Source organism: Nostoc sp. (genome assembly GCF_036918245.1).
Taxonomy (GTDB): domain Bacteria; phylum Cyanobacteriota; class Cyanobacteriia; order Cyanobacteriales; family Nostocaceae; genus Nostoc.
Window position 1 is genome coordinate 21161 of record NZ_JBALEF010000116.1, and the last position, 24051, is coordinate 45211.

Annotated in this window: 24 protein-coding genes; 7 read left to right on the plus strand and 17 right to left on the minus strand. The window is 41.2% G+C overall.

What is annotated here, in order from left to right; all coding sequences use genetic code 11:
- Positions 1-220: 220 nt before the first annotated feature.
- From V7L12_RS32940 to petN, 6 genes are all read right to left on the minus strand, one after another.
- On the minus strand, positions 221-499 hold the full coding sequence (locus tag V7L12_RS32940; protein WP_335090861.1) for a hypothetical protein: 279 nt from the start codon (positions 497-499) through the stop codon (positions 221-223).
- A 10-nt stretch (positions 500-509) separates the two neighbouring features.
- Positions 510-770, minus strand: coding sequence for a hypothetical protein (locus V7L12_RS32945; RefSeq protein ID WP_335090863.1), 261 nt, complete (start codon positions 768-770; stop codon positions 510-512).
- A gap of 239 nt (positions 771-1009) precedes the next feature.
- Positions 1010-1765, minus strand: a complete 756-nt coding sequence (locus V7L12_RS32950; protein WP_335090865.1) for a hypothetical protein — start codon at positions 1763-1765, stop codon at positions 1010-1012.
- Between the two features lie 340 nt (positions 1766-2105).
- The gene (locus V7L12_RS32955) at positions 2106-5246 is read right to left on the minus strand and encodes a GAF domain-containing protein (protein WP_335090867.1); all 3141 of its coding nucleotides are present in this window, start codon (positions 5244-5246) and stop codon (positions 2106-2108) included.
- A gap of 154 nt (positions 5247-5400) precedes the next feature.
- Complete coding sequence (locus V7L12_RS32960) at positions 5401-5562, minus strand: hypothetical protein (protein WP_094350864.1); 162 nt, start codon at positions 5560-5562, stop codon at positions 5401-5403.
- A gap of 7 nt (positions 5563-5569) precedes the next feature.
- The gene (petN, locus tag V7L12_RS32965; RefSeq protein WP_012408302.1) at positions 5570-5659 is read right to left on the minus strand and encodes a cytochrome b6-f complex subunit PetN; all 90 of its coding nucleotides are present in this window, start codon (positions 5657-5659) and stop codon (positions 5570-5572) included.
- A gap of 253 nt (positions 5660-5912) precedes the next feature.
- Between petN and V7L12_RS32970 the strand changes: the two genes are divergently transcribed.
- The 5 genes from V7L12_RS32970 to V7L12_RS32990 all read left to right on the plus strand — a co-directional run bounded on the left by V7L12_RS32970 (position 5913) and on the right by V7L12_RS32990 (position 11535).
- Positions 5913-7799: an ATP-binding protein gene (locus V7L12_RS32970; RefSeq protein WP_335090869.1), complete on the plus strand. Its 1887-nt coding sequence runs from the start codon at positions 5913-5915 to the stop codon at positions 7797-7799.
- A gap of 30 nt (positions 7800-7829) precedes the next feature.
- Positions 7830-9092: a hybrid sensor histidine kinase/response regulator gene (locus V7L12_RS32975; protein ID WP_335090871.1), complete on the plus strand. Its 1263-nt coding sequence runs from the start codon at positions 7830-7832 to the stop codon at positions 9090-9092.
- Positions 9093-9217: 125 nt separating this feature from the next.
- A complete protein-coding gene (locus V7L12_RS32980) occupies positions 9218-9652 on the plus strand; it encodes a hypothetical protein (protein WP_335090893.1) in 435 nt (144 codons plus the stop codon).
- 189 nt (positions 9653-9841) lie between these two features.
- Positions 9842-10399, plus strand: a complete 558-nt coding sequence (locus V7L12_RS32985) for a 3'-5' exonuclease (protein ID WP_335090873.1) — start codon at positions 9842-9844, stop codon at positions 10397-10399.
- A 338-nt stretch (positions 10400-10737) separates the two neighbouring features.
- Positions 10738-11535: a superoxide dismutase gene (locus tag V7L12_RS32990; RefSeq protein WP_335090875.1), complete on the plus strand. Its 798-nt coding sequence runs from the start codon at positions 10738-10740 to the stop codon at positions 11533-11535.
- Between the two features lie 38 nt (positions 11536-11573).
- Here V7L12_RS32990 and V7L12_RS32995 read toward each other — a convergent pair whose 3' ends face one another.
- The 9 genes from V7L12_RS32995 to V7L12_RS33035 form a co-directional block, all read right to left on the minus strand.
- Positions 11574-12296, minus strand: a complete 723-nt coding sequence (locus V7L12_RS32995) for an ABC transporter ATP-binding protein (protein WP_335090877.1) — start codon at positions 12294-12296, stop codon at positions 11574-11576.
- A gap of 28 nt (positions 12297-12324) precedes the next feature.
- Positions 12325-13539, minus strand: coding sequence for an ABC transporter permease (locus V7L12_RS33000; protein WP_442947945.1), 1215 nt, complete (start codon positions 13537-13539; stop codon positions 12325-12327).
- Between the two features lie 159 nt (positions 13540-13698).
- The gene (locus V7L12_RS33005) at positions 13699-14088 is read right to left on the minus strand and encodes a hypothetical protein (protein WP_335090880.1); all 390 of its coding nucleotides are present in this window, start codon (positions 14086-14088) and stop codon (positions 13699-13701) included.
- Between the two features lie 52 nt (positions 14089-14140).
- Positions 14141-15670: an efflux RND transporter periplasmic adaptor subunit gene (locus V7L12_RS33010; RefSeq protein ID WP_442947944.1), complete on the minus strand. Its 1530-nt coding sequence runs from the start codon at positions 15668-15670 to the stop codon at positions 14141-14143.
- 68 nt (positions 15671-15738) lie between these two features.
- A complete protein-coding gene (locus tag V7L12_RS33015) occupies positions 15739-16083 on the minus strand; it encodes a hypothetical protein (RefSeq protein WP_335090881.1) in 345 nt (114 codons plus the stop codon).
- Between the two features lie 385 nt (positions 16084-16468).
- On the minus strand, positions 16469-17815 hold the full coding sequence (locus V7L12_RS33020; RefSeq protein ID WP_335090883.1) for a hypothetical protein: 1347 nt from the start codon (positions 17813-17815) through the stop codon (positions 16469-16471).
- A gap of 191 nt (positions 17816-18006) precedes the next feature.
- A complete protein-coding gene (locus tag V7L12_RS33025) occupies positions 18007-18705 on the minus strand; it encodes a hypothetical protein (protein ID WP_335090885.1) in 699 nt (232 codons plus the stop codon).
- 1171 nt (positions 18706-19876) lie between these two features.
- Positions 19877-20149 (minus strand): GlsB/YeaQ/YmgE family stress response membrane protein, encoded by a 273-nt coding sequence (locus V7L12_RS33030; protein ID WP_104909288.1) that lies wholly within the window; start codon positions 20147-20149, stop codon positions 19877-19879.
- Positions 20150-20823: 674 nt separating this feature from the next.
- Positions 20824-21324, minus strand: a complete 501-nt coding sequence (locus V7L12_RS33035; protein ID WP_335090887.1) for a DUF4174 domain-containing protein — start codon at positions 21322-21324, stop codon at positions 20824-20826.
- Positions 21325-21355: 31 nt separating this feature from the next.
- Here V7L12_RS33035 and V7L12_RS33040 point away from each other — a divergent pair, with 31 nt between their 5' ends.
- The gene (locus V7L12_RS33040; RefSeq protein WP_335090889.1) at positions 21356-21553 is read left to right on the plus strand and encodes a hypothetical protein; all 198 of its coding nucleotides are present in this window, start codon (positions 21356-21358) and stop codon (positions 21551-21553) included.
- 151 nt (positions 21554-21704) lie between these two features.
- Here the strand turns inward: V7L12_RS33040 and V7L12_RS33045 are convergent, their stop codons facing one another.
- Positions 21705-22685 carry an aldo/keto reductase gene (locus V7L12_RS33045; RefSeq protein ID WP_335090891.1) on the minus strand — a complete coding sequence of 327 codons (981 nt, stop codon included), beginning with the start codon at positions 22683-22685 and terminating at the stop codon, positions 21705-21707.
- A gap of 588 nt (positions 22686-23273) precedes the next feature.
- On the opposite strand from V7L12_RS33045, the gene V7L12_RS33050 reads away from it, so the two are divergent.
- On the plus strand, positions 23274-23456 hold the full coding sequence (locus V7L12_RS33050) for a hypothetical protein (protein ID WP_292867934.1): 183 nt from the start codon (positions 23274-23276) through the stop codon (positions 23454-23456).
- 81 nt (positions 23457-23537) lie between these two features.
- Here V7L12_RS33050 and V7L12_RS33055 read toward each other — a convergent pair whose 3' ends face one another.
- Positions 23538-23726, minus strand: coding sequence for a hypothetical protein (locus tag V7L12_RS33055; RefSeq protein WP_104909283.1), 189 nt, complete (start codon positions 23724-23726; stop codon positions 23538-23540).
- Positions 23727-24051: the final 325 nt, after the last annotated feature.

Consider the following 24051-nt stretch of genomic DNA (forward strand, 5'->3'; position numbering starts at 1 on the left):
TTGTGCTTTACTGAGTAAAAACATTCTAAGTTTTACCTAAATAAGATTTATCGATTATGGAGCACTTGTTGATGCTCTTACTTAGTATTCCCAGCAGATGCAGATAAATCACATCTAGATATAAAAAGTTGTTAAAAATAAGTTTGATGAATAATTCTTTAGTGCATTGGGCTATTCTTCTGCACCAAACGCAGCAAAATATTAGTATCCACCAAATAGCTCATAACATTTCATCTTCTCTGGTGTAAATACTCTCTCGAATAATTGCTTCATCTGAAAGTGCTGGTGCTAAAGAAAAAGCAGGACTATTTATTAAATCTGTTAATATAGATTCCCATTCTTCTTGAGTTGATACTTGATAAAAAAAACTTTCTTCATGGCTGGTTAAACTGTTTTCAATCAAAGATGCAAGATAAGCTTCTACCGATAAACCTTGTGCAGCAGCTTCAGCAATGAGACGAGCCTCTATTTCTGGTTTCAATTGTAGCTGTATGGTCATTTGTTGTCTCCTAATTCCCTAAATTGTAGAAGTCTTCATCTAGATCATCGCAAAAGTCTTCTCCCTCTAACTCTGAGAATATATTTAATTCACTACCAAGTGCATAATCTGCAATAGCTGTCATTGCGGTTAGTGTTAATTGGCATTTTTGCTCGTCTTTGGTAAGTGAATGTTTTTCTTGAAGAACCAATTGCAGGGCTGATTCAGCTATCTTTAGGCGATCGCTTATGCTCAGGTTTAGGAGTGCTTGGAGAACTTCTTTAGTTTCCATATTAATTCATAGAGCAATTTATATTATTAATGCTAGCGAAATTATGATTAGCGATCGCCTCTTTTTCCTTTGTGTCTTAGTGTCTTTATGATTAGTTAATAAACAATCTGGTAACTGAGATAAAACAGTTGTAAGACGCGAAAACGTAGTGATGTTATACAAAACACCCCACTCCACATTAGCCTCAGCCAAAGTGAAATGAGGTGCTTTTATCATCGGTAATTAAACAGACTTTAAAATTACTCCAATGACTTGCCAGCTTTACTTAAAAGCTTACCCAATCTTTGAATTGGCCCCTTAAATCCCCTTGGGGCTTCAGTTGCAGCTTGTTGAGTTTGTTCACTCAGTTTCGTCAGCACCTCGGCAAAGTCAGCACCTTTGGCGGTTTTGCGCTTCAAGAGTTGCTTAAGTTCTTTAAGTCCATTAGCAACTTCTTGAAGATTCTCGTTTTCAGACTTATGCAATAAGGTGTACCACGTATCAATCGCACCTTGCGCAGCCTCCGGCTCAATTTTAGTCAAGTCTCCTTCAAGCGTTTCTATTACTGATTCTATGTGTTCGATCTGCTCGCGGTCTTCCGCTTTACCTAGTGAAACACCTATATTGCGAAGTTGCTTACCCAACTTCTGTAACGGAGTTTTTAGTTCCTTATCAGTATCAGAAGCAACATTACCAGTTTGCTCACCAACTTCAGTTAGCACTTCACCAATTTCATGACCAGTGGCCTTACCACTTTTCACCAGTTGCTTGAGTTGCTTGAGGTTATCGGCAATTTCTTTGATTTCTGGCTCTTTAGCTTTGTGTAAATAAGTATACCACTCGTCGATTAAGCCAATAGCAGTTTCGCTATCAAGAGCAGTCAAGTCTCCTTCTAGGGCAGAAACAAGTGAATCTAAATCCAAGTTATCAGCTTTATCAGCTTTTTTAGCTGCTGTGCTTTCTTTCTTGGCAGCAGTCTCCCCTTGTTTACTATTGAATTTTTGTTGAGAACTCATGGTGTAATTTCCGTAACAAAATTAAATAAGTGTACAGGTATCACTTTATAAAGACTCTACGGAATTGCCCTCATTCTTAGGTAAGACTTACGCACTATATAAATCTATAATTATGTATATTAATAGGAATCAAACCTTTCAGACCTTTAGTGAAAGCCCAACAACAAGTACTATTCACTTTTTCTGTAAGCTTTCCTATAGAGGAGCTGTTCTCGAAGCTAGGGGCTGATTGTAGCATAGGTGTAAAAGTGCTAATAAATATTTCTACCTTTGAGCGAAATATAAAAAAATTCTTGTCGTCTGACAGTGCTGTGTTGGGCTTGGAGTTCTTCTAGCTAACTCACCGTTTCATCGGAATTTCTATCCAGAACTCACAACTGTTACCAGGTTCAGAAACACACTTGATATTACCGCCATGTTTTTCTACAACAATTTGGTAGCTAATAGATAACCCCAAACCAGTGCCTTGTCCAGGTTGTTTGGTGGTAAAGAAAGGTTCAAAAATACGCGATCGCACAATCTGTGGAATCCCACAACCATTGTCAGCAATCCAAATCAATATAGTATTCTCTTCTATGACTTCTGTACGTATCAAAATTTTAGGATTGTCAATTATTTTTCCACTAGTTACTGAGATTTCCAGTGCATCGATCGCGTTGTTGAGAATATTCATAAACACCTGATTCATCTGGGCTGCATAGCAGACTACTGGGGGTAATTCACCATATTGCTTAACTACCTCAATAGCAAAAGAATTAGTTAGTGGTTGCAGTCGATGTTGTAAAATTAGCAAAGTACTATCGATACCTTCATGAAGGTCAACGGGCTTCATTCCTGTTTCATCAAGTCGAGAAAAACTTCGTAACGACAAGACTAATTGAGAAATCCGCTCTGCCCCCATCTTCATGGAAGTCAGAATTTTGGGCAAGTCATCACTAATAAAATCTAAATCCATTGCTGCTGCTTGCTTTTGAATTTCTCCTGTTGCTTTAGGATACTGTTTCTGATAAAGGCGCAGTAATTTAAATAAATTTTCGGTATGTTCAGTAACATAAGTGATGTTGCCATAAATGAAACTAATCGGGTTATTAATTTCATGTGCTACACCAGCAACTAACTGCCCTAAGCCTGCCATTTTCTCACTTTGAATTAACTGGCTCTGAGTGTGCTGTAATTCTTTAAGAGTCTGGGTGATTTCTTCTTTTTGAAGTTGAGTTTGTTCCAGTAATTCTGCTTGCTGAAGTCCTACGCCTAACTGAGTACCAATTTGCATCAACAAATCTACCTCATCTTCTTGCCAATCACGGGGTTTGATATTTTGATAAGCTGCTAGCAATCCCCAAAGTTTCTCACCCTGAAAAATTGGCACAATCATATATGCCCTAGCCTCCATTAGTTCAATCAGGGCAATATAAGGAATAGAATCATCGGTGCTGTAAATATCCTTAATCACAAGAGTTTTACCATTAGCAAAATCCCCGCCTTGGGTTTCTTGCAAGTAATTACCTGAGGCAGCTACGCCCGTCGTAGACATTGCAGGTACAATTTCCTTTACTGGTATCCAACCTTGGGCTAAAGACTCAGCAACAAATTCGCCACTCCAATCAGTCCCGAATCGATAGATTGTCACTCGGTCAACTTCCAATAGTCGTCGGACTTCTTCTGTACTGGTAGCAAAAATGGTGTCAATATCAAGAGAGTGGCGAATTTTCTCCACCGTTGCGGCTAGGGCCTTCTGTCTTTCGGCTACTTTCCGTTCTCGTTCGGCGGCTTTAGCCAGTTTTTGGGCTTGCACTTGCATCTGTTTCAAGGACTCAGCTTGCTGTAATGCTACCCCCAATTGAACGCCAACTTGTGCTAACAAGTTGATTTCTTCATCTTGCCAATAACGAGGCTGGGAGTTTTGATAAGCTACTAGTAATCCCCACAGCTTTTCGCCCTGAGAAATTGGGACAAAAACTTCATTACGTGCATACTTACCCGCTTGTTTTCCTTGCACAAGAACGCGTTCTGTCACAGGCTGCGGCTTAACAATTGGTGTCCAGCCATCAACGATGGAATCAGCCACAAATTCCCCGCTCCAATCAGGATAGAAGTGATAAATTGCGACTCGTTCCACTTCTAATAACCGACGAACTTCTTGAGTAGTGGTTTTAAATATGGCTTCAATATCAAGAGACTGACGAATTTTTTCAACAGTGTTTGCTAATGCCCTTTGCCTTTGGGCAGCTTTGCTGATATCTGCTGCTTGAATCTGCATTTGTTGGATAAATTCTGCTTGCTGCAAAGCCACACCTAGTTGGGTGCCCACTTGGGTAAGCAAGTAAACCTCATCTTTTTGCCAATCACGACATCCAGCATTTTGGTACGCTGCTAGCATGCCCCAGAGTTTCTGACCGTGGTAAATGGCAACGATCGCATAAGCTCTTGCTTGATATATCTCTAAAATTTTAATGTAGCAGTCACTAAAGCCTGAATTGTAAATATCATTACAAATTCGGTACACTTCACACTGAGTGAAGTTACCACCCTCTGTATCTTGTAAGTAGGTATCAGCGACTGGGGGTTTAGCTAAATCTCTAGTGCTACATTCGCTGACGTTCTCTTTCAATTCCGGCCGTTGCGACTGTCTCTCTATCAGGGAAACCCAACCCTCTGCCACTGATTCAAACACGAATTCACCACTCCAATCGGGATTGAAGCGATAAATAGCCACGCGATCGGCATTTAGTAGCTGCCTAAGTTCTGCGGTGGTTGTGTGGAAAATGTTTTCCAAATCGAGGGACTGACGAATTTTCTCAATGGTAATAGCTACGGTTTTCTGCCATTGGGCTGCTTTTTCTCTAGCTTTTGCTTGTGCTAGTTCTGCTGATTGTAGTTTGACTTGTTCCAGGAAATCTGCTTGCTGTAAAGCAACTGCTAGATGTTCGGCGATTAATTGCACAAACTCAATTTCTGATGCTTCCCATTGTCGAGGACTACCACACTGATGAATACACAACAATCCCCATAAATCTTTACCTTTGATCAAGGGGGCAGTTATATTGGCACGTACTTGGAATTTTTCTAGAATCTGGATGTAGCAATCACTGGCATTAACTTGATAAATATCAGCTATTGCTCTAATTCGACCTTGCTGATATAGTCCTGCGAACTCCTCACTAAAGCAGTGGTCGCGCAGTTTGGCTGTTAATGTCGAATCCCATTCTGTTGCCACATCTTCATAGATAAATTCTCCTTCCCATGCCAAATCAGGATAAAAACGAAACACGCTAACCCGATCGCTTTTCAGAAGTCGGCGAACTTCAGTGACTGTAATTTTGAAGATAGTTTCTATGTCTAGAGACTCCCGAATACGGGCAATAACTCCAGATAAGGCTTTTTGTTGCTCATTCTGACGCAAGGAGAATGTCACGTCTGAATAAGATTCTTGCCGTTCTGAATTTGGTTGTATGGGTTGAGTAGTAGAGGAGTTTTCCATTCCCAGTGGGACTTTAAATATTGAAAGTCTTCTATTTCATGATTCCCGTTGCGATCGCAAAGGTAACAGTTATTTCCTGGGAATGTCATAAAAAACAGTGTAGGGACACGATAATATCGCGTCCCTACAAAAAGATTTTTCAATCACGAGAAAATTATCGCCGCTTGGGAGTGGCGCTGCGGGTGGTGCGTTTTTCTTCATCTCGGCGACGGCGATCGCGCCAATCTGCCAGGGTCAAATAACCAATACCACCAGTGACTACTACGAGCAGCACTACAGCAAATAAAGCCAAAATACTCAAAAATGGACTTTCCACAATGCCTCTACAGTCCGTTACGTCCCCACACTACCATTGCAATTGACCAAGTGAACACAACTAACAGCGATACCCACCCTAGTGTCAAAATCTCCATAGTCCCATTTTTCAAATAATTACAAAAGGTTTCTAATATTTATCATACAGGGATTGGGCAGGCTGAGATTTTTTTATCAATGACATTGTAAGTTTTGCGATCGCAAACCAGACACTATCTTTTATTGATACGCTATTATTCTACGTAATAATGAAAATTAATATAAAAAAGTAGCGATCGCGCTTTTCCACTTGATTATTTGGGAATACTAGAGTCCTGGGTATATCTTTCAAATCCAGCAACCCCTAATATCATGCCAATATTTTTTAACTATCCTTTCCACTCTAACGGTTTTATTCCCCACGGACATTGTTATCTTTGGCAAACTGGATTAGTTTGGCTGCACATTATTTCTGATGCCACGATCGCTCTTGCCTATTATTCCATTCCCTTCCTACTAATTTACTTTATTTCCAAGCGCAAAGACGTTCCTTTCAATGGAGTCTTTTTGTTATTTGGTGCTTTTATCATTGCCTGCGGTACTGGACACTTGATGGATATTTGGACGCTTTGGCATCCAGACTATTGGATTGCAGGTGGTTTAAAAGCTCTAACTGCCATTATTTCGATATATACGGCATTTGCATTATTTTATCTCATGCCTCAAGCTCTGACGCTACCCAGCCCTGCCCAATTAGAAGCTATCAATTGTGTGCTTTCAACTGAAATTGTCGAGCGCAAGCGCATCGAGCAAGAACTACGCCTTGCAGAAGAAGTCGCTCAAAACTCCAGCCAAGCCAAGAGTGAATTTCTCGCCAATATGAGTCATGAACTACGCACACCTCTTAACGGCATCTTGGGCTATACACAAATTCTCCAACGCACAGAATCTTTGAGTGAGAAAGGACGTAAAGGAGTCAGTATTATTTACCAATGTGGTTCCCATCTTTTAACTCTAATTAATGATGTCCTGGATCTCTCCAAAATAGAAGCCCGGAAACTAGAATTGTATGCTGTTGATTTCTACTTGCCTGCCTTTATAGATAGCGTGGCTGAAATTTGCCGCATCCGGGCAGAACAAAAGGTGATCCCATTTCACATTGAACTCGATCCTGATTTGCCAACGGGTATTCATGCTGATGAAAAACGCTTGCGGCAAGTATTGATTAACTTGCTTAGTAATGCGATTAAATTTACTCATCAAGGCAGTGTCACTTTCAAAGTTCAGGTGATTGGTCAAGAATCAAACGCCAATGGGCAAACTAACTACAAAATTCGCTTTGAGGTAATAGATACTGGTGCGGGTATAAGCCCTGAACAAGCCGAGAAAATCTTCCAGCCCTTTGAGCAAGTGGGAAATCAAAAACGACAATCTGAAGGTACAGGCTTGGGATTAGCAATCAGCCAAAAAATTGTTTTGCTGATGGGTGGTGAAATTCAGATGCAAAGTGAATTTGGTAAAGGTAGCACTTTTTGGTTTGAAGCAAAATTGCCAGAATCTAAAGACTGGGCAAAGGTTTCTAGAGTGGTTGAGCAAGGAACTATTATTGGTTATCAAGGACAAAGGCGCACCATTTTGATTGCAGATGACAAATGGGAAAATCGCTCGGTAATTGTAAATTTACTAGAGCCTGTTGGGTTTCCTGTGGTAGAAGCTAGTCAGGGTCAGGAAGCATGGGAACAGGCTCTAGCCCACAAACCAGACTTGATTATCACTGACCTCGTGATGCCTATATTGAATGGATTTGAGTTTATCGAGCGTTTGCGTCAGCATGGGCCATTTAAAGAAATTGCTGTCATCGCTTCGTCAGCCAGCGTGTTTGCAATCGACCAGCACAAGAGTATTGATGTCGGTGCAGATGCATTTTTACCAAAGCCTGTAGAAGCTGAAACGCTGCTGGAAATGCTACGACAATTTTTGCACCTGGAATGGATTTTTGATGGGAAGGTAGACGCAATTAAAAAAACCTATACCGGTGGTTTGGATCAACAAAATGAGATGATTTATCCTGCCAAAGAGGTTTTACAAGATTTACTCGAACTGACAGAAGACGGCGATATTCAAAAAATCTTGGAACTGGCTGAGGAACTTTCTGCATCTAATGAGCAGTTAAGCGTTTTTGCCCAGCAAATCGTCCAGCTTGCTAGTAATTTCCAACTCAAACGTTTGGAAACTTTTATTCAACAATACATTAATTAATTTGAGTTAAAATTCAGTTTTAAATTCATCATGAGCAAAACTCAAAATAACGGATTTATTTTGATTGTGGATGATAATCCGACAAATTTATCTGTCGTGTGTGAAGCGCTCAATAGTGAGGGTTTTCGTTTCCGGGTTGCAGTCGATGGAGAAAGTGCGATCGCTCAAGCCGAACGCAATCAACCAGAGTTGATTTTGCTGGATGTACAAATGCCCGGTATTGACGGATTTGAAACTTGTCGCCGCCTGAAAGCCAATCCTGTTACCCAAAACATTCCGATTATTTTCACTACTGCCTTAGCAGATACAGAAAGCAAAACGAAGGGATTTTCCCTTGGTGCAGTAGACTATATCCCTAAACCATTTGCCCAAGAGGAAGTCATTGGGAGAGTGCGCGTACATTTACAACTCAAACAATTGACTGAATCTTTGGAACAACAAGTTAGCGATCGCACCAAGGCTTTGCAACAAGCCCAAGTCCAACTAGTGCAGCAAGAGAAACTATCAACACTCGGAGAGTTAATCGCTGGTGTTGGCCATGAAATTAATAACCCGATCAACTTTATTTCCAGCAATATTCCACCCTTGCAAGAACACATTGCAGGAGTAACCAAGTTGTTTCTACTATATGAACAAGAGTATCCAAACCCAACAGCCAAAATTACCAATGTCATTGAGGACTTGGATCTAAATTTTGTTCTCGAAGATATGGTAAAAATCTTGAACTCACTCCAGCTAGGAAGTGAACGAATTAGGAACATTTCTGATTCACTCCGCAACTTCTGTCGTTCAGACAGGGATGCCAAAATATCTGCTGATTTGCACCAAGGACTAGATAGTACACTAATGATTTTGCAACACCGCCTCAATGCTAATGGCAATCGTCCCCGCATTGAAGTTATTAAAAGTTATGGAGTATTACCAAAGGTCAGATGCTATCTAGGGGAAATGAATCAAGTATTTATGAATATTCTGGCAAATGCAGTTGATGCTCTTGATGAAGCTATAATGCAAGGCAAAATGAACGATCTAATTCCTCAGATTAAAATTGCAACAGAAATAGATTCTGAACAATTAGTTATAATCCGGATTGCTGACAATGGGATTGGTATTCCTGAACGGCTGAAAAAACGCTTGTTTGAGCCGTTATTTACTACAAAAACTGTTGGAAAAGGCACTGGACTGGGCTTGTCGATCGCATATCAAATAGTTGTAGAGAAACACAAAGGTGTATTAGAAGTGAATTCTCAACCAGGTATGGGAACCGAGTTTATCATCAAAATTCATGCATGAGAACAACATTTAATTAATTACAAAACTGCTCTAGCATTTATCATATTGGAGACTGGGGAAGAGTTTTCCCAATACCTAATCCCTAATTTATATATAGAGTGAACCCAACTTTAGATCCTCAATTAATGGCAGAACGCTTAGAATCTCTCAAAGCTGGAATAGTTGGGGGATTATCTGTGTGTTTGGCTTTTGCGATCGCTAGTCTGTTGAATACTTTCGTACTAGCAAAGTATTTTCAGATACTTGTATGTCTGCAAAGTGATCTTAACTGGCACTTGTGGGTAAGTGGTGCAGTTGCAACTTTTACTGGTTTCCTATTTGGTGTCACCTACCGCTATATCATCCGCTCAGATCAAAATCCCCAACTCAAAGCCGGTGGTGTGCTGGCCTTTGGGTTGGTGCGGGGATTAACTCAAATAGAACTTGGGTGGAATTCTCACAGCATAATTTGGCCTTTTTTAGTGTTGGCTTTTGAAAGTGTGTTGTGGTTTGGAATAGCTGCGATCGCTCTTAATATCGCTATTCAATTCCGTTGGGTTAAACCTTTTTCATCAATCTAAATTCCCTTTCCCTAAGTTGTGAAGTTGTGGTCTTACAGCTAGCTATAGTTCAAATAAATCAAAAAGGCTGTAAGCATCACGCTTTTGTAATATAATAAATACAATAAACTTACATGATTAATTGTGTAATTATTCAAAACAATGTATAAATAATTACTAACTTCAATTATCATTACTCTATTACATAATATGAATACTAAAATATCCCACTATTATCTGATAGTCGATTTGGAAGCTACATGCTGTAACAGTAAAACTATTCCCCGTCACGAAATGGAAATCATTGAAATCGGTGCAGTGATGCTCAATCGAACAACGTGGGAAATTGATTCAGAGTTTCAGCAATTCATCCAACCTGTGAGACATCCGCAACTGACAGGTTTTTGCACCGAATTGACTAGCATTCGGCAGCTAGATGTTGACGAAGCACCTAAGTTTTTAGAGGCAATTTCTCGCTTCAAAGACTGGATTAATTTATTTCCTAACTATATTTTTTGTTCTTGGGGTAATTACGACAAAAAGCAATTTATTCAAGATTGTGCGTTTCATAATTTTCCTTATCCTTTTACTTCAGAACATATAAATATCAAAGAGGAATTTTCGGAATATCTTGGCGTATCTAAAAAATTTGGCATGGCGCAGGCTCTCAAGGAGTTGGGGATAGAATTAAAAGGCACACACCATCGTGGCATTGATGATGCCCGCAATATTGCAGCTATTTACAGACAGATGAAAAACAAAAACTAAGCTAAATAATATAAAATTTGTAGTAGCATAGCCCAGCTAAAATAGTGAATAAAATTTAGCTATTATGATGTAAACAAGATGTTCACACGGGCGAAATAAACGCCATAGCACAATAAAAGTTAAGAGTTTTATTAATAATTATTATTCTTAGCCAAAGGATTTTTTGGTTACATGGTTTGAATTATAAGTTTAGAAAATAAAATTTCAGCTATATCTATCTTTTTTTCCATTAACTGACAACTAAGGTAATATATATAATATTTGGCTTAATGTAACTGCAAAATAACAGTCTACGAGCGGGTTATAAGCCAATAATATTGATTTTGAGGAAACAATTTATGATCAGATTTTGGCGAAGAACAATAGTTTTTTTCTTCACAACAATTGTGTTAACAATTCTGCTAATTTATCACGAACCAGTACCAATAGCTGAGGCACAATTTTTTACACCAACACCTACTAGACCGTTTGCCACTGTAGCTTATCCTAATAAGTCATTAAGTGCTTCTCCCGCACAGTTACCACCATTGCCTTATGCTTATGGGGCACTAGGAAAAGCTATTGATGCTGAAACTATGAAATTGCATCATGATGCACATCATGCTAGCTACGTCAAGAACTTAAATGATGCATTGAAGCAGTATCCAGATTTGCAAAAAAGAAGTGTTGAAGGTTTACTAGTGGATTTGAACAGCGTACCTGAAGGTATTCGGACAAAGGTACGCAATAACGCTGGTGGTCATCTTAACCATACGATTTTTTGGCAACTGATGAGTCCTCAAGGTGGTGGACAACCATCAGGCGCGATCGCTCAAGAAATTAACCAAACTTTTGGCAGTTTTGATGCCTTTAAAAAACAGTTTAACGCAGCGGGTGCAGCGCGTTTTGGTAGTGGTTGGGTTTGGTTAGTACGCAATTCCCAAAAGCAACTCCAGATTGTCACCACAGCAAATCAGGATAACCCGATTATGGAGGGTTCATATCCGATTATGGGTAACGATCTATGGGAACACGCTTATTACCTGAAATATCGCAACCGTCGGGCTGAGTATTTGGATAATTGGTGGAATGTGGTGAATTGGCCGCAGATTAACAGGCGATACCTTTCCTTCTCTACGGGACGCTCCCCGAACTGAACGCTATGCCAAAGGGCTGGTAAACTACCCGATTTTCATCAGGTTTTGCTATGCACCTTATCCACCAGTCTAGTTTGTAACTTTTTTGTTACCCCTTCAGCTAAACCATCTTTAACATGAATAATCCGGTTAGTTTGCTCGGCTACATCCGGTTCATGGGTAACAATGACAATCGTGATGCCTTGACTATTTAATTCAGTCAACAAATCCATCACTTCCTGAGAGGTTTCACTGTCTAACGCTCCAGTGGGTTCATCTGCTAGAACAAGTGCAGGGCGATTAACGAGGGCGCGGGCGATTGCTACTCGCTGTTGCTGTCCACCAGACATCTGGTTCGGACGGTTTAACATTCGCTCTGCCAAGCCAACGCGAGTTAAAGCTGACTCTGCGCGTTTTCTACGTTCCGATTTGGGAACACCTGCATAGACCATTGGCAGCATCACGTTTTCTAAAGCCGTAGAACGAGCCAGCAAATTAAACTGCTGAAACACAAAACCGATCCGTCGATTGCGGATATATGCCAACTCGTCATCGGTTAGCGTCGTCAGGTTTCTGCCTTCTAAAACATAATGCCCAGATGTCGGGCGATCGAGGCAACCGATGATGTTCATCAGCGTAGACTTTCCCGAACCAGACATCCCCATAATTGAAACGTATTCGCCTTCCTGAATAGACAAGTCAATACCCTTGAGTATCGGAACCTCGACTTCCCCAAGACGATATGTTTTCTGAATTTCTTCCATCCAAATCATCGTTGCCATATTAGTAATTCTCTAACTTAAGAGTGTTTTAATCACTTCTGAGTGCCGTGATTGGGTCAAGACTGGCAGCATTACGAGCCGGAATTACGCCAGCCAGTAACCCAATTACAAACGTTAAACCAAAGCCGAACAGTATTGACCAAAGCGAAATCACCAAGGGAAATTTAAACAAATTTGAGGCGGCAAAGGCGATCGCAATTCCCAGTCCAATACCAATTACCCCTCCAATTACCGCAATCACAACTGCCTCGGCTAAAAACTGGCTCAAAATGGCAGTGCTAGTCGCTCCAATCGCTTTCCGAATCCCAATTTCCCGCGTTCGTTCCACCACTGACACAAGCATGATATTGGCAATACCAATACCCCCAACAATTAAAGAAATTACCGCAACCGCCACTATCATTACGGTAAAAAGCTTAGATGTACTAGTCAGCGTGTTGATGATATCAGCCGAATTTACAGTCCGAAAATCATCTTTATCTCCTTTTTCTGGATAAATGCCATGTCTTACCCGCAAGAGATTCGTAGTTTGATACTGAGCAGCGTCTAGCTGTTCCTGGCTTTTGACTTTGACATAAATTCCTCGAATGGCAATTCCCTTAACGGCATTATTTCCTACTAGCCGAGCAGACATATTGGTAAGCGGGATATAAATTTGTTCATCCGGGTTTTGTGGCCCTTGCGATCCCTTCGTCTCCATAACGCCAATCACATCATAGGTTTGTCCAGAAATGCGGATTTGTGCGCCTTCTGCAATACTTCCTGACCCCAGCAGCTCATCGCGCGCAGTGGGGCCTAAAACCGCCAAAGGTTTTGCCGCCTTGATTTCTTCCTCAGTAAAAAACCTGCCTGTTTGAGGATGGGTGTTGCGTACATCTGGATAATTGATATCAGTTCCAATAATGGTCATCGAGTCGTTGTTTTCGCCATAGACGACTTGGGCAGACTGTTGCAGAATAGCCGACACTCGGTCAACCCCTAAAACCTGTTGCACGATCGCCTCAGCATCTTCTAAAGTCAATGTTGTAGCACTCCCAGCACCCTGTTGTACCGCACCACTTCTAGATGCACCTGCTTGCACTTGCAAAATGTCGGTTCCAAGTGATTGTAGTTGTTGCTCGGTTGCTTTTTGAGTACCTTGACCAATAGCGGTGACAGCAATCACTGCCATAATGCCAATGATAATGCCCAGCATTGTTAGCGCAGTGCGGAGTTTATTACTCCACAATGTCTCGAACGCCATTGTCAAAATTTCAACGGCTGATACTGAAGAACTGCGGATTAAAGTAGATGCCTGTTTAACCAGTGGTTTGCGATTGCGTGATTTGATCATTGCTAAACTTTGCTTGTGATACTAAATCTAAGTACAGCATTTTATTAATTCGTAGCTAATTAAATTTGGTCATACTCTGCAATGCCATTTATCGGTCGCTTTGTTAATAGACGAATGGCATGAATCAAAAGCCCTCACCCTAAATCCCTCTCCCAACCTTGGGAGAGGGACTTTGAAATTGGCTCCCCTTCTCCCAAAATTGGGAGAAGGGGTTGGGGGATGAGGGTGAATTTTGCATTTGTGCAAGAGGTCTAATGTATCGGCTTGCGTTGTTAATGTATCGGCTTGCGTTGTTAATGTATTGGCTTGCATTGTTAATGCATTGACTTGCATTGTTAATGCATCGACTTGCATTGTTAATGCATCGGCTTGCATTGTTAATGTATCGGCTTGCATTGTTAATGCATCGACTTGCATTGTTAATGCATCGGCTTGCATTGTTAATGTATCGGCTTGCATTGTTAATGCGTTCTCCTGTATTAAAAACGCTACGCTTTTAGGCAAAACTGTACTAAGGGCCACCAGGAGGAGGGCCACCCATACCGCCAGGAGAAATACCCCTGTTAGTATTACTATTTTTATTAGAATTCGATGGCGCACTCACCAAAATCTTTTCATTTCCTTGTAAACCGGATTGCACAACGGTTTTGTTATTTACTGTAGCTCCAGTTTTAATTGGCACAAATCTAGTGCTGCCGTTTTCCGTAAGCACCTGTACTCCAGTGCCATTACTCTGACGAGCGATCGCTACCGTTGGTACAACAAGCACATTGTTTAATTCGCCTGCATCAAATTTTGCATCAACATTCATGCTTGGAAGCAGGAGAGTTTCAGGGTCAGTGAAATCCACTTTGACTTTAACGCTGGTAACATTGGTTGCCACAGTTGCCTGAGCCGCAACCTGGGCAACCTTTCCCTTAAAGGTTTTGTCAGGATAGGCATCGGCTGTAATGCTTACCGACTGTCCTACCTTAATTTTGCTAATATCGGTTTCGGCAATATTTGCCACAACCTGATAAGTTGATGCCAGCGACAAAATCGAAGAAGAGGTTGATCCCGAAACCGAACTTCCAGATGTTGTCGGTGTAACGAAATCACCTGGATCGGAATACTTGGAAGTCACAATACCACTAAATGGGGCACGAATTGCTGTGTCTTGGATTTGTGTTTGAATCGTTTTTAGGCTACCCTGTTGCTGAGTCACTTGAGCGCGTGCGGCATCAATATCTTCTTGGCGGTTTCCTGCTTTCAATAGTGCTAAAGCTTGCTGTTTTTCCTCAACCACAGCCTTTAGTTGCTCGATATCTTCTTTGCGTGACCCAGCTTTTTGCAATGCCAGCGCTTGCTGCGTTTCATTTACGGAAGCTTTAGCGCTATCGCGATCGGCACGTTTTTGGTTTAAAGTCTGAAGGGAAATAGCACCAGCATTGTATAATTGCTGATTGCGGCTCAAATCATCTTCGGCTTTTGTTAAACTTGCTTGAGCGCTTTTTAAACGTGCATCAGCCTGAGCAATATCTTGAGAGCGATTACCTGCTTCTGCTTTTTCTAAAGTCGCTTGGGCTTGTTCCAATTGTGCCTGTGCTTGAGCAATATCTTGAGGACGATTGCCAGCGATCGCCTTTTGCAAATTCGCTTGAGCAGAAGCCAGAGATCCCTGTGCTTGAATTAGTTGCCCTTGCAGATTTGAATCATCCATGTATGCGAGGATTTGTCCCGCTTTCACAGAGTCACCTTCATCTACCAGCAATTTCTTTAGCTGTCCAGAACTTTTGGGGCTGACGTTGGTCGATTGTTTGGCTTCAACAGTACCGTTGGCTGAGATTGTAATCGATAACGTTTCTCGCTCGACTGGGACTGTCTGCATTTTGCTTCTGGCTGACTGAGTGGAGGAAATCACCGTCTGACGGTAAACGAGGTATCCACCACCTGTAAGTGAACTGAGTATCAATAAACCCATCAGCAATTTCGTCAGTTTGCCTTTTATCAAGCCTTCTTTAAAAGGTTTGAGTGTAATTTGTTGGGGAGAATTAAGTGTCATACGCGATGAATGCACCTTGGTTGTAAACAACAATTGAGTCGTTGCGATCGATTCCTGCAAGCAATTGATTAATTGCTCGGAGGACGTGCTGGAATCCCCAACGCTTCTCGCAATTTTTCTTCGGTAACACCAAGCTTTGTAGCTGCGGCTTTCAGATCGGGACGGCGACGCTCTCCATCTGGTGGATTGGTTGGATTAGTAGGCACTCCCAAAGCTTCTTTTAACTTGGCTTCCGTGACACCGAGTTTTTGAGCCGCGGCTGTAAAATCTATCTGACGGTGCGATCGCCTCCCTTGCGGTATTTGCTCACTCGCTTGAGGGGGGTTTTGGGCGGTCGGGTTACTGCCTGCTTGACCACAGGCTGCAAGGATGAGGGAAATGGCTGCCAAGGCTAGAAATTGACGAATAATCATAACAATCAATCTTGTTTTGCTGAGATTAGAAAGAGTTGATAGTTTTAATTACAACAGCCCAATATGACAGCTTTCCCTTTGTCTGAATTACAAAATTGTAATAATAGCGATTCTCATTTGAATGAGTTACACGGGTAAGGTAGCACAGCTAACTGTGCTACCCCAAGTGGTTAATTAATTATTTCTTTCTAACCCTGATGCTCGTAGACGTAGCCTGCACTTTTCTACGTTCGCACAGCGTGTCGCAGACAGACGCTCTTGCTAGCTTGCTTCCACGTTCGCGTAGCGTCCTGTAGGGAAGTGGTATGGCAAACTCAGTGAATATCGTAGACATCGCTGGAAACTAGCGCTCTAACTTTTCGCTAAATCCCCTTATGTAACATAATTACGAATGACGGATTTTTAAAGTTCGGTGTTTGTTACGGACTATCCATAGTAGAACAATTAGCAATACAAGCGCTTTGATCGTTGATGGCTCCATTACCTTTTTCACTTCCGTGGGGGTTTGAGGAGTAACATTACACGGAATCTCAATGATCTGTGTGTGCTCGGAACCATTACCACTAGGGGTCAGATCGCATTCACCTTTACTGGTAAGAGACAAAGGTGCATTTTCTGGAGAAACAGGTGTAGGTGGTTGAACTGGAGAAACAGGTGTAGGTGGTTGAACTGAAGAAACAGATGGTTGAGCTGAAGAACTATCGCCACTCAGTAGTAGAAGCAGAATTAAACCAAGACCCCCAACGCCGATTATTGGCCAAAGTGGAAAGGAATTGGAACTGTCTGGTACCAAGACATCTCCCGCAGAGGCAGGGAAAGCATCAAAAGCCATTGTTTCTCCATCTAAGGCTAGTGGATTGTCACTCAGCAAAGTATCTCCTGCGATATCTTCTCCTAAGAGCTGATTAAATTCCGCTGGAATCGCATTGTTGGGGCGTCCGAGTTCCCCACCTTCTTCGGAGTATGGAAAGGATAGTACTTCAAAAATCTTCTGTTGGAGTTGGTTCTGATTTCCAGAACTCAACGCATCCAAGCCTGTAGAGATTTTATCTAAATAAAAATTTGTCATCTCTGGCGACAGACCTAGAGACTGAATCTGCTCTTGAATGTTAGAAATTTTTGAGGCTTCTTCAAACAGCAGTCGTCCGTATGACAATTTCAGGTCTAGTAATCCATTACGAAGGCTAACAGAGTCATTGACTCCTGAGTATGGTGCCCAGTAGAACTGCTTGGTTACAAGTCCGAGTCCTTCTACTGGATTGCGACCAAAAGGTTGTCCAAGAAGGTATTGAGATCCATCCATGATTGTGGGAGATGCGTTTCTCCAAAATGAGGCGTAAGGCACCGCCGAGAGATTGGGATTATTGCCGTAGAAGCTAGCGAAATTCTGGAAGTTTTTCTCCCCACCGGCTGCTCGGGTCAAAAGGTTTTGATAACTAGTCCCATTGTTTAACTCCACTAATTGTTGGATTACCGATCCAGTCTTATTGCAGGTCAGACCAAATCCCACATCACATCCAGGAATGACTCGCATCTGGCTCAAATTCTGGTTATTAATTTGGTACTGGAGATACTCAGACTCCAGTCCTTGTTGGATGCCATAGCGTCCAACATTTAGCTGTGCAAAAGCAGACTGACACGTAGTGAGTACTACTGCAACAGATGAAAATGCGATCGCTGCAAAGCGAACCACCTGCGGCATTGGAATTCTTTGAACAATTGATCTAGACAAGATGCACCTCCACTAAACGACAGCAATTTAATTGGGCATGGGGGAGGCAGTGCGGTCTTCTCCCAAGGGGAGACGCCAAGGGCGATGGGGTTTCCCCAAGTGGAGCAACTGCCATCATTGGGGATTGGGCATTGGTTAATTATTCTCCCCCTGCTTCCCCTACTTCCCCTGCTCAGTCCCCATTCGCCAATTCAACTCTTAGGTAAATAAATATTGATCGTGATTCCCGTACCTTTAAGGTTTCCTGATGAGAGTGTGTGATATAAGATCATCGCCCGGTTTGGTTGGTCAAAAAGATACCCACGACGTGTAGGTTTGATCTTCCCTTCCTTGACTAAGGAAACGAAGGCTTGTAGATATCTACGTATACCTTGACGGTTCTCTTTAGTAGTACTCGTATGACGATCAATCAGCATCATAAAGAAGTCCAAGCTACGATTTTCCTGCCCTTGAATTAGACTGCCTTCATCTAGGAAAGAACTTGCTATGAGCCTGCTATTAACTTGTTTGACCTTAAATAAAGTAAAGTAACGTCCTTCTTTTTTAGGATCGTTGGCATAACAGACCCAAGAACCCTCTTTATTTTGTGTAAAACCCTGTTCAGCAAGGTAAGAAAGCAAAGAATTACTTGCCTTAGTTTGTGGTGGAGGTAATAAATCTTCAATGGGATCTAAAGAGCAAATCCTCTGTGTTGTTTTCGGTGGAGAAACAGCAGGAGTCTGCTGGGTATTGACGCGAAAGGGCTGTGTTGTTTTCGGTGGAGAAACAGCAGGAGTCTGCTGGGTATTGACGCGAAAGGGCTTGTCATCAGACATTGCCATGCTAGACATTGCAGCCAACGCAGATACTTGGAGAACGATCGCTCCAAACAAACGAACTATGATATTCATGTTTTTCCTGTTACTCTTACTGACTTTGTGAATAATCGAATTTTTACTAGATCGAGATTGATCTAGCAGTCCTAAATTATTTGTTAAATTTAAGTGTTTGCCTGATTTGATCGAGGGTAGCTTAAGTTTTCACTAATCAAATAGGACTTTTATATATAGGTAACTAAGCACAAAGAGAATCAATATCTAAATAAAACACACAATCTTAATGTCTTATTGACAATACAAATTCGGCTTTTTGATATTTTTACATATACAAAAAACTATTGACATTGTGTCAAAACTTTTCTATTTACTCTTGTCTAATTTTTTGCCATCCTAAGAGGGTTTTATGCTTTTATCGCTGGCTATGATGATTCCTAAAAAAGAGCTTTAGTTAGCTCTTTAGTACCTTATATAAGCAGAGTTTCAAAAGCTCTGTGCTTTGCACGTTAGGGCTTTTGTGGATTTCCTGGGTAGGTTGAATAATTGTTTGTTTTTTGGAAGTAGCACACCTAACTAGCTGTTTCAGCATGGTTACATATTAATGTATAAAATAGTATCTCCCTGACAGTAAGATAATATTACCATGAGCTTGAGACATGCAACAGTATTGTGGACAGTTATCAAAGTTGTACACTGAAAATCGTAACTACCTCTTGATTAAATTTCATAGCAAATAGGTGAGAGGCAAGCTTAATCTATTTATACACTACTAGTATTAAGTTCTTAAATACTAGTAGTGTGAAAACCACTGATTTTATGTCTTAAATATAACTTTAATTAAAATAAAATACGTATAACTAATAGATTGCGATCGCTAACCCAAGTTTTTAATTATCCTGCCAGGCGATGTCTATGATGGGCTACGCCTATGCACCAAGCAAAGTTAAGTCAGATTACAAGTATAAAATTTGCAATTTAGCACGCTGTTGCTGTTGTTGCCACACACCTTATAAGCCTGTAAGGCAGAGATTTACGACTTCTCTAATACCAATTCAAAAAATGTTTGCGACAGATAGGGCATCCAAAATAAAATCATAGCCTCAACATTATCAACCTGAATAATGTTGAGGCTATTAGCATGACAAGCGGCAAATTCTGTCAATAATTGTTGATAAACAGAACTTACGCATTGACAAGTAAGACAAAAAGTGCGTAAGTTCCAAATTAGTTAATTCAATTTAATTTATTACAAAGCACTGCGGCTAGTTAACGCGTTCCACAAGAAGACTGCAACAATTGCACCCAGAACTGCCACTGCAATACCGGGAATACTCAAAGAGGGAGCCGCTAGAGCAAAGCTTCCTGTACTGAAGAATACACCCAAACTACCACCAATAAAAGCACCAACGATTCCTAATAAAATTGTTGCTAAAATTCCGCCGCCTTGATGACCGGGGTAGATAGCCTTTGCGATCGCACCAGCAATTAGACCTAAAACAATCCAAGCAAGAATATTCATTATTTTTATTTGATAAACATTTTTTAGTGACAAATACACAATAGCAATCCAAATATTGACATTCAATCTACCAACAGAAGCAATGATCGATAGCCTTGAGGATGAACGCTATTACTTCTCATGATGAACTCCCTTAATTAAGATGGATAATAAAAAAAGCTCCTAGTAGGTCTAAAACCAGAAGCTAATAAATTCATTGCTTGATAATTGCAGTATATGCATTTTTCATGATTGTTCTCATCTACTTGAAGAATTAAGCTCAGGTTTGAAAGCAGATACTTTTGTAGGTTCGCACTTAAGTTTACTCAACTTGTAGAATTCTGGTGCTGTAAGAGGTTTGCGCTTAGGGATTGGCGTAGCATTTGTAGTAAAGGGCAATTACCTATACTTGCATTAATGTTAAACATTGACTCCTGAATTCAGCTATTCTGAATTCAGGAGTCAAAATCAAGACGCTCTAGGATGAGCTAACGCTTCGCTATCAGTTGGGGATTCAGACTCGCGACTGATTGAAGACTACCAAATCTACGATTTGGTGGGAGTCTAAAACCCAGTTATTCAAACGCTCGCGGACTCGCTAACGCTGCGCTATCCGCTTTTTCGGTCAAAATTCATTCTGAATTCTGACTCCTGACTCCTGAATTCTGTTCGATAAAACCAACTGCTGTACCAATTTATCGTTCTTGCATTTCTTGCTGACGCATGGGCATAGCGTCAATTTGCTCAAAAATTGCTGTCGCTTGCACTGGTGTAGTTTCTTGGCGCTTAATACCACCATCTTTGCCGATCAAAATGACGCGAAAATTTTCTTGATCAACCCCAAAGCGATTTCGCAAATTGGCAGCAGAAGACTCATCTATTAACTGTCCGTTGGCATAGCTTTTATCTGTTGCCAAAACTTGAACGAGAACTAAATCCCGATCTTTAAAATCGTTTTGGTGCTGGTTAAATACCTGCATCTGTTGCTGATAGTTCTGGTTATCAACAGATGGTGCAAAGAGTAGTAGCACCCGGTTTTGCCATTTTTGAGAATTGAGGTTAAATGAAGACATTTTGATAGTATGGGTTGAACCTTGGACAGTACCAGCAATGCTGACGGGCGATAGGACTATAGATGCAGTGATAGTCAGGGCGATTAATACTGAGTTATTCACTTTGGAGGTTGTTAGGCTCATAATGACAATGACATGAACGAGGTTTGATGAAATGTCAGAAGCTTGGACAGACTCTTCTCAACTACAACAGTGGCATCAAGGTATTGAAATGGCTAACCGCAATAACATTTTGTGTCATTGTCGTAATTGTAGCTATGAATGGGTAGACTCTGTGATTGATGCAGTTTGTAGTCAATGCGGTAGCAAAGATATTGAACATATCTCGTGCTGGCAGTTTCCAGATGATTGAATGAGTATCCAGATATGTAGTCGATAAAATAGCGATTGCTACTTTTGACATTTCCTCTGAGAATTCTGGGTGATTACTTTGTTAAGCTGCGGTAATGTCTGCTTGTGCATCTAAAGCGGAATTTGAAAAAATACTCCAGCACGCAGAGGGATCAACGGTTAACAGTACTCATGTCAGGATAGCGTTCACCTGCTGCCACATTTTTTGGTGCAACTGTTTCAAGTCGATTCAAATCTTGTTCAGTCAGGGTAATTTCAGTAGCTGCAATATTCTCCTCCAAGTAAGTACGGCGTTTTGTACCAGGGATTGGGACAATATCTTCTCCTTGAGCGAATAGCCATGCTAAAGCAAGCTGACTAGAGGTTACTCCTTTTTCACTAGCGATCGCTTTGACTTGCTCTACTAATTGCAGATTTTTATAAAAATTCTCACCTTGAAAGCGAGGAGAATTTCTTCGATAGTCATCCGGTGCAAGATCGTCAGGGCTAGCGATCGCACCTGATAAAAACCCTCTTCCTAATGGGCTATAAGGAACAAACCCAATTCCTAATTCCCGCACGGTAGGTAAAATTTCATCCTCTGGCTCTCGACTCCAAAGAGAGTATTCTGTTTGCAGTGCAGTAATGGGGTGAACTGCTACAGCCCGTCGAATCGTCGCCGGGGCAGCTTCCGAAAGCCCCAAATAACGCACTTTTCCCAGCTTGACTAACTCTGCCATTGCCCCGACAGTATCTTCAATGGGGACAGTTGGATCTACTCGATGTTGATAATAGAGGTCAATCACTTCCACCCCCAGACGTTTTAGCGAGGCATCGCAAGCTTGATGGAGATATTCTGGTCTGCCATTAACCCCCTTAAAACCACCATCTTCAGTACGGACATTGCCAAATTTAGTTGCTAAAACTACTCGATCTCGGCGATCTTTAATTGCTCTGCCTACTAGTTGCTCGTTGGTAAACGGCCCATACATATCAGCAGTATCAAGAAAATTCACTCCAAGTTCTAATGCTCGATGAATTGTCGCGATCGCTTCAATTTCATCACGACCACTATAGAACTCAGACATTCCCATGCAACCAAGTCCGATAGTTGAAACTTCTAACCCTTGTTTGCCTAGCTTTCTGGTTCTCATAAAATAATTTCCTACTCAGTAATTGGTCTTAGAATATTACCCCTTTCAGCATTATCCCTTTCCCTTCCACCAAGTCATCTATTATTAGAAGTATTTACTGATACAAGTAGGTTGATTTGCGGGTACTTCACATTCATTTTACCAGCCGTGTTAAGACAGCTTTCTAGCCTACGCACTTTTACTATGGGTTTTCTAGTAAATTACTAGCCAGTTGTAGCGAAGCGATGACCAAACACTGTAAATTGGCTGCTGAGTTATTTTACAGCGTTGGGTCAACAACTGGCGATTTGTGGTTGTTCTGTTGATATCTTATTTAAACCGCAAAATACAGAGTTGTGATGCCAAATTGCCAGAACTTTTTAACCTGGCATTGTCACTTCAACTTTTTCTTAGAGGAGAAGTGGATAGAGTTGACAGCAGTTTGGTTAAATACCTCCACCAATTCAAGAGACAACTTTTAGCAAGCGTTCGTTAAGCACCCACAATAATGGTCGGTTGTTACACACACCAGTCTGATTGTTATTAGTCAGAATGTAGTGGTGCAATATAATATTGCACTCTAACAAAAGCTAAGTATAGAGGTAAAATATGTTTCCTTTTTGGGGTAATCCATGTTACGGAAGCGAACCCATTTCGCACAAAACTAGCTTAGAGCGGAAATTAAAATTCTTGATTTGGATGCGAGATGATTTAGAGTCAAAACTAGCTGGTATTAATGCTTCTATTAATACCATTCGTCAGCAAATAGAACGTTCAGACTCACCTACTTAGAACTTAGCTGATACAGCAATTCATCTCATCACCTACCCAATAGGCAGGTGATGAGATGAATTGCAACTGAGTTGACGACTATTAACCAGTCAACTTAATGACACCTTGGCTCACTAGAGATTCAAGCTGAGAATGATGCTGTGTTTGCTCTCGTAGCAACTTGAGTTGCGCGTAACTGAGAATGTGTAATCCTGGCCGGACAACATAACCTTCAATGGTAATGCTTTGTGGCTGCTGGCTGTCGGTGCGGTTGTAGCTAATTGAAGGCATATTTACAAAGGGCAAGTTAGAACTGATTAGTAGAACAGAGTTTGATTCTTCACTCTCTTACAGCTTCACACAAGTTTCTCTTAAAGGGTGACTAAGGGTTGCGTTTGGCTTCCAGTATTGGAAGAAACTATGGAAGTTATCGCCAAAGATATATAAAAAACTTTAGTTAATTAATCAGTCCGTTATAACTAATAATTGATTACTGACTCGATTAGAAGGGGTTTCCTTTTTCGTAAGGATTCAGGTGGCAGAGTATTGACAAGGGGGACACTTGAGGGGGAGTATCACAAATATGAACCAAAACCTGCCTCAAGATATAGACCGA

What these genes read in the sequence shown, in the direction of transcription:
- V7L12_RS32940 (WP_335090861.1), bottom strand. Translation starts at nt 499, where the DNA reads ATGACCATACAGCTACAATTGAAACCAGAAATAGAGGCTCGTCTCATT.
- V7L12_RS32945 (WP_335090863.1), bottom strand. Translation starts at nt 770, where the DNA reads ATGGAAACTAAAGAAGTTCTCCAAGCACTCCTAAACCTGAGCATAAGC.
- V7L12_RS32950 (WP_335090865.1), bottom strand. Translation starts at nt 1,765, where the DNA reads ATGAGTTCTCAACAAAAATTCAATAGTAAACAAGGGGAGACTGCTGCC.
- V7L12_RS32955 (WP_335090867.1), bottom strand. Translation starts at nt 5,246, where the DNA reads ATGGAAAACTCCTCTACTACTCAACCCATACAACCAAATTCAGAACGG.
- petN (WP_012408302.1), bottom strand. Translation starts at nt 5,659, where the DNA reads ATGGAGATTTTGACACTAGGGTGGGTATCGCTGTTAGTTGTGTTCACT.
- V7L12_RS32970 (WP_335090869.1), top strand. Translation starts at nt 5,913, where the DNA reads ATGCCAATATTTTTTAACTATCCTTTCCACTCTAACGGTTTTATTCCC.
- V7L12_RS32975 (WP_335090871.1), top strand. Translation starts at nt 7,830, where the DNA reads ATGAGCAAAACTCAAAATAACGGATTTATTTTGATTGTGGATGATAAT.
- V7L12_RS32980 (WP_335090893.1), top strand. Translation starts at nt 9,218, where the DNA reads ATGGCAGAACGCTTAGAATCTCTCAAAGCTGGAATAGTTGGGGGATTA.
- V7L12_RS32985 (WP_335090873.1), top strand. Translation starts at nt 9,842, where the DNA reads ATGAATACTAAAATATCCCACTATTATCTGATAGTCGATTTGGAAGCT.
- V7L12_RS32990 (WP_335090875.1), top strand. Translation starts at nt 10,738, where the DNA reads ATGATCAGATTTTGGCGAAGAACAATAGTTTTTTTCTTCACAACAATT.
- V7L12_RS32995 (WP_335090877.1), bottom strand. Translation starts at nt 12,296, where the DNA reads ATGGCAACGATGATTTGGATGGAAGAAATTCAGAAAACATATCGTCTT.
- V7L12_RS33000 (WP_442947945.1), bottom strand. Translation starts at nt 13,539, where the DNA reads ATGGCGTTCGAGACATTGTGGAGTAATAAACTCCGCACTGCGCTAACA.
- V7L12_RS33005 (WP_335090880.1), bottom strand. Translation starts at nt 14,088, where the DNA reads ATGCAAGCCGATACATTAACAATGCAAGCCGATGCATTAACAATGCAA.
- V7L12_RS33010 (WP_442947944.1), bottom strand. Translation starts at nt 15,670, where the DNA reads ATGACACTTAATTCTCCCCAACAAATTACACTCAAACCTTTTAAAGAA.
- V7L12_RS33015 (WP_335090881.1), bottom strand. Translation starts at nt 16,083, where the DNA reads ATGATTATTCGTCAATTTCTAGCCTTGGCAGCCATTTCCCTCATCCTT.
- V7L12_RS33025 (WP_335090885.1), bottom strand. Translation starts at nt 18,705, where the DNA reads ATGAATATCATAGTTCGTTTGTTTGGAGCGATCGTTCTCCAAGTATCT.
- V7L12_RS33030 (WP_104909288.1), bottom strand. Translation starts at nt 20,149, where the DNA reads ATGAATATTCTTGCTTGGATTGTTTTAGGTCTAATTGCTGGTGCGATC.
- V7L12_RS33035 (WP_335090887.1), bottom strand. Translation starts at nt 21,324, where the DNA reads ATGAGCCTAACAACCTCCAAAGTGAATAACTCAGTATTAATCGCCCTG.
- V7L12_RS33040 (WP_335090889.1), top strand. Translation starts at nt 21,356, where the DNA reads ATGTCAGAAGCTTGGACAGACTCTTCTCAACTACAACAGTGGCATCAA.
- V7L12_RS33045 (WP_335090891.1), bottom strand. Translation starts at nt 22,685, where the DNA reads ATGAGAACCAGAAAGCTAGGCAAACAAGGGTTAGAAGTTTCAACTATC.
- V7L12_RS33050 (WP_292867934.1), top strand. Translation starts at nt 23,274, where the DNA reads ATGTTTCCTTTTTGGGGTAATCCATGTTACGGAAGCGAACCCATTTCG.
- V7L12_RS33055 (WP_104909283.1), bottom strand. Translation starts at nt 23,726, where the DNA reads ATGCCTTCAATTAGCTACAACCGCACCGACAGCCAGCAGCCACAAAGC.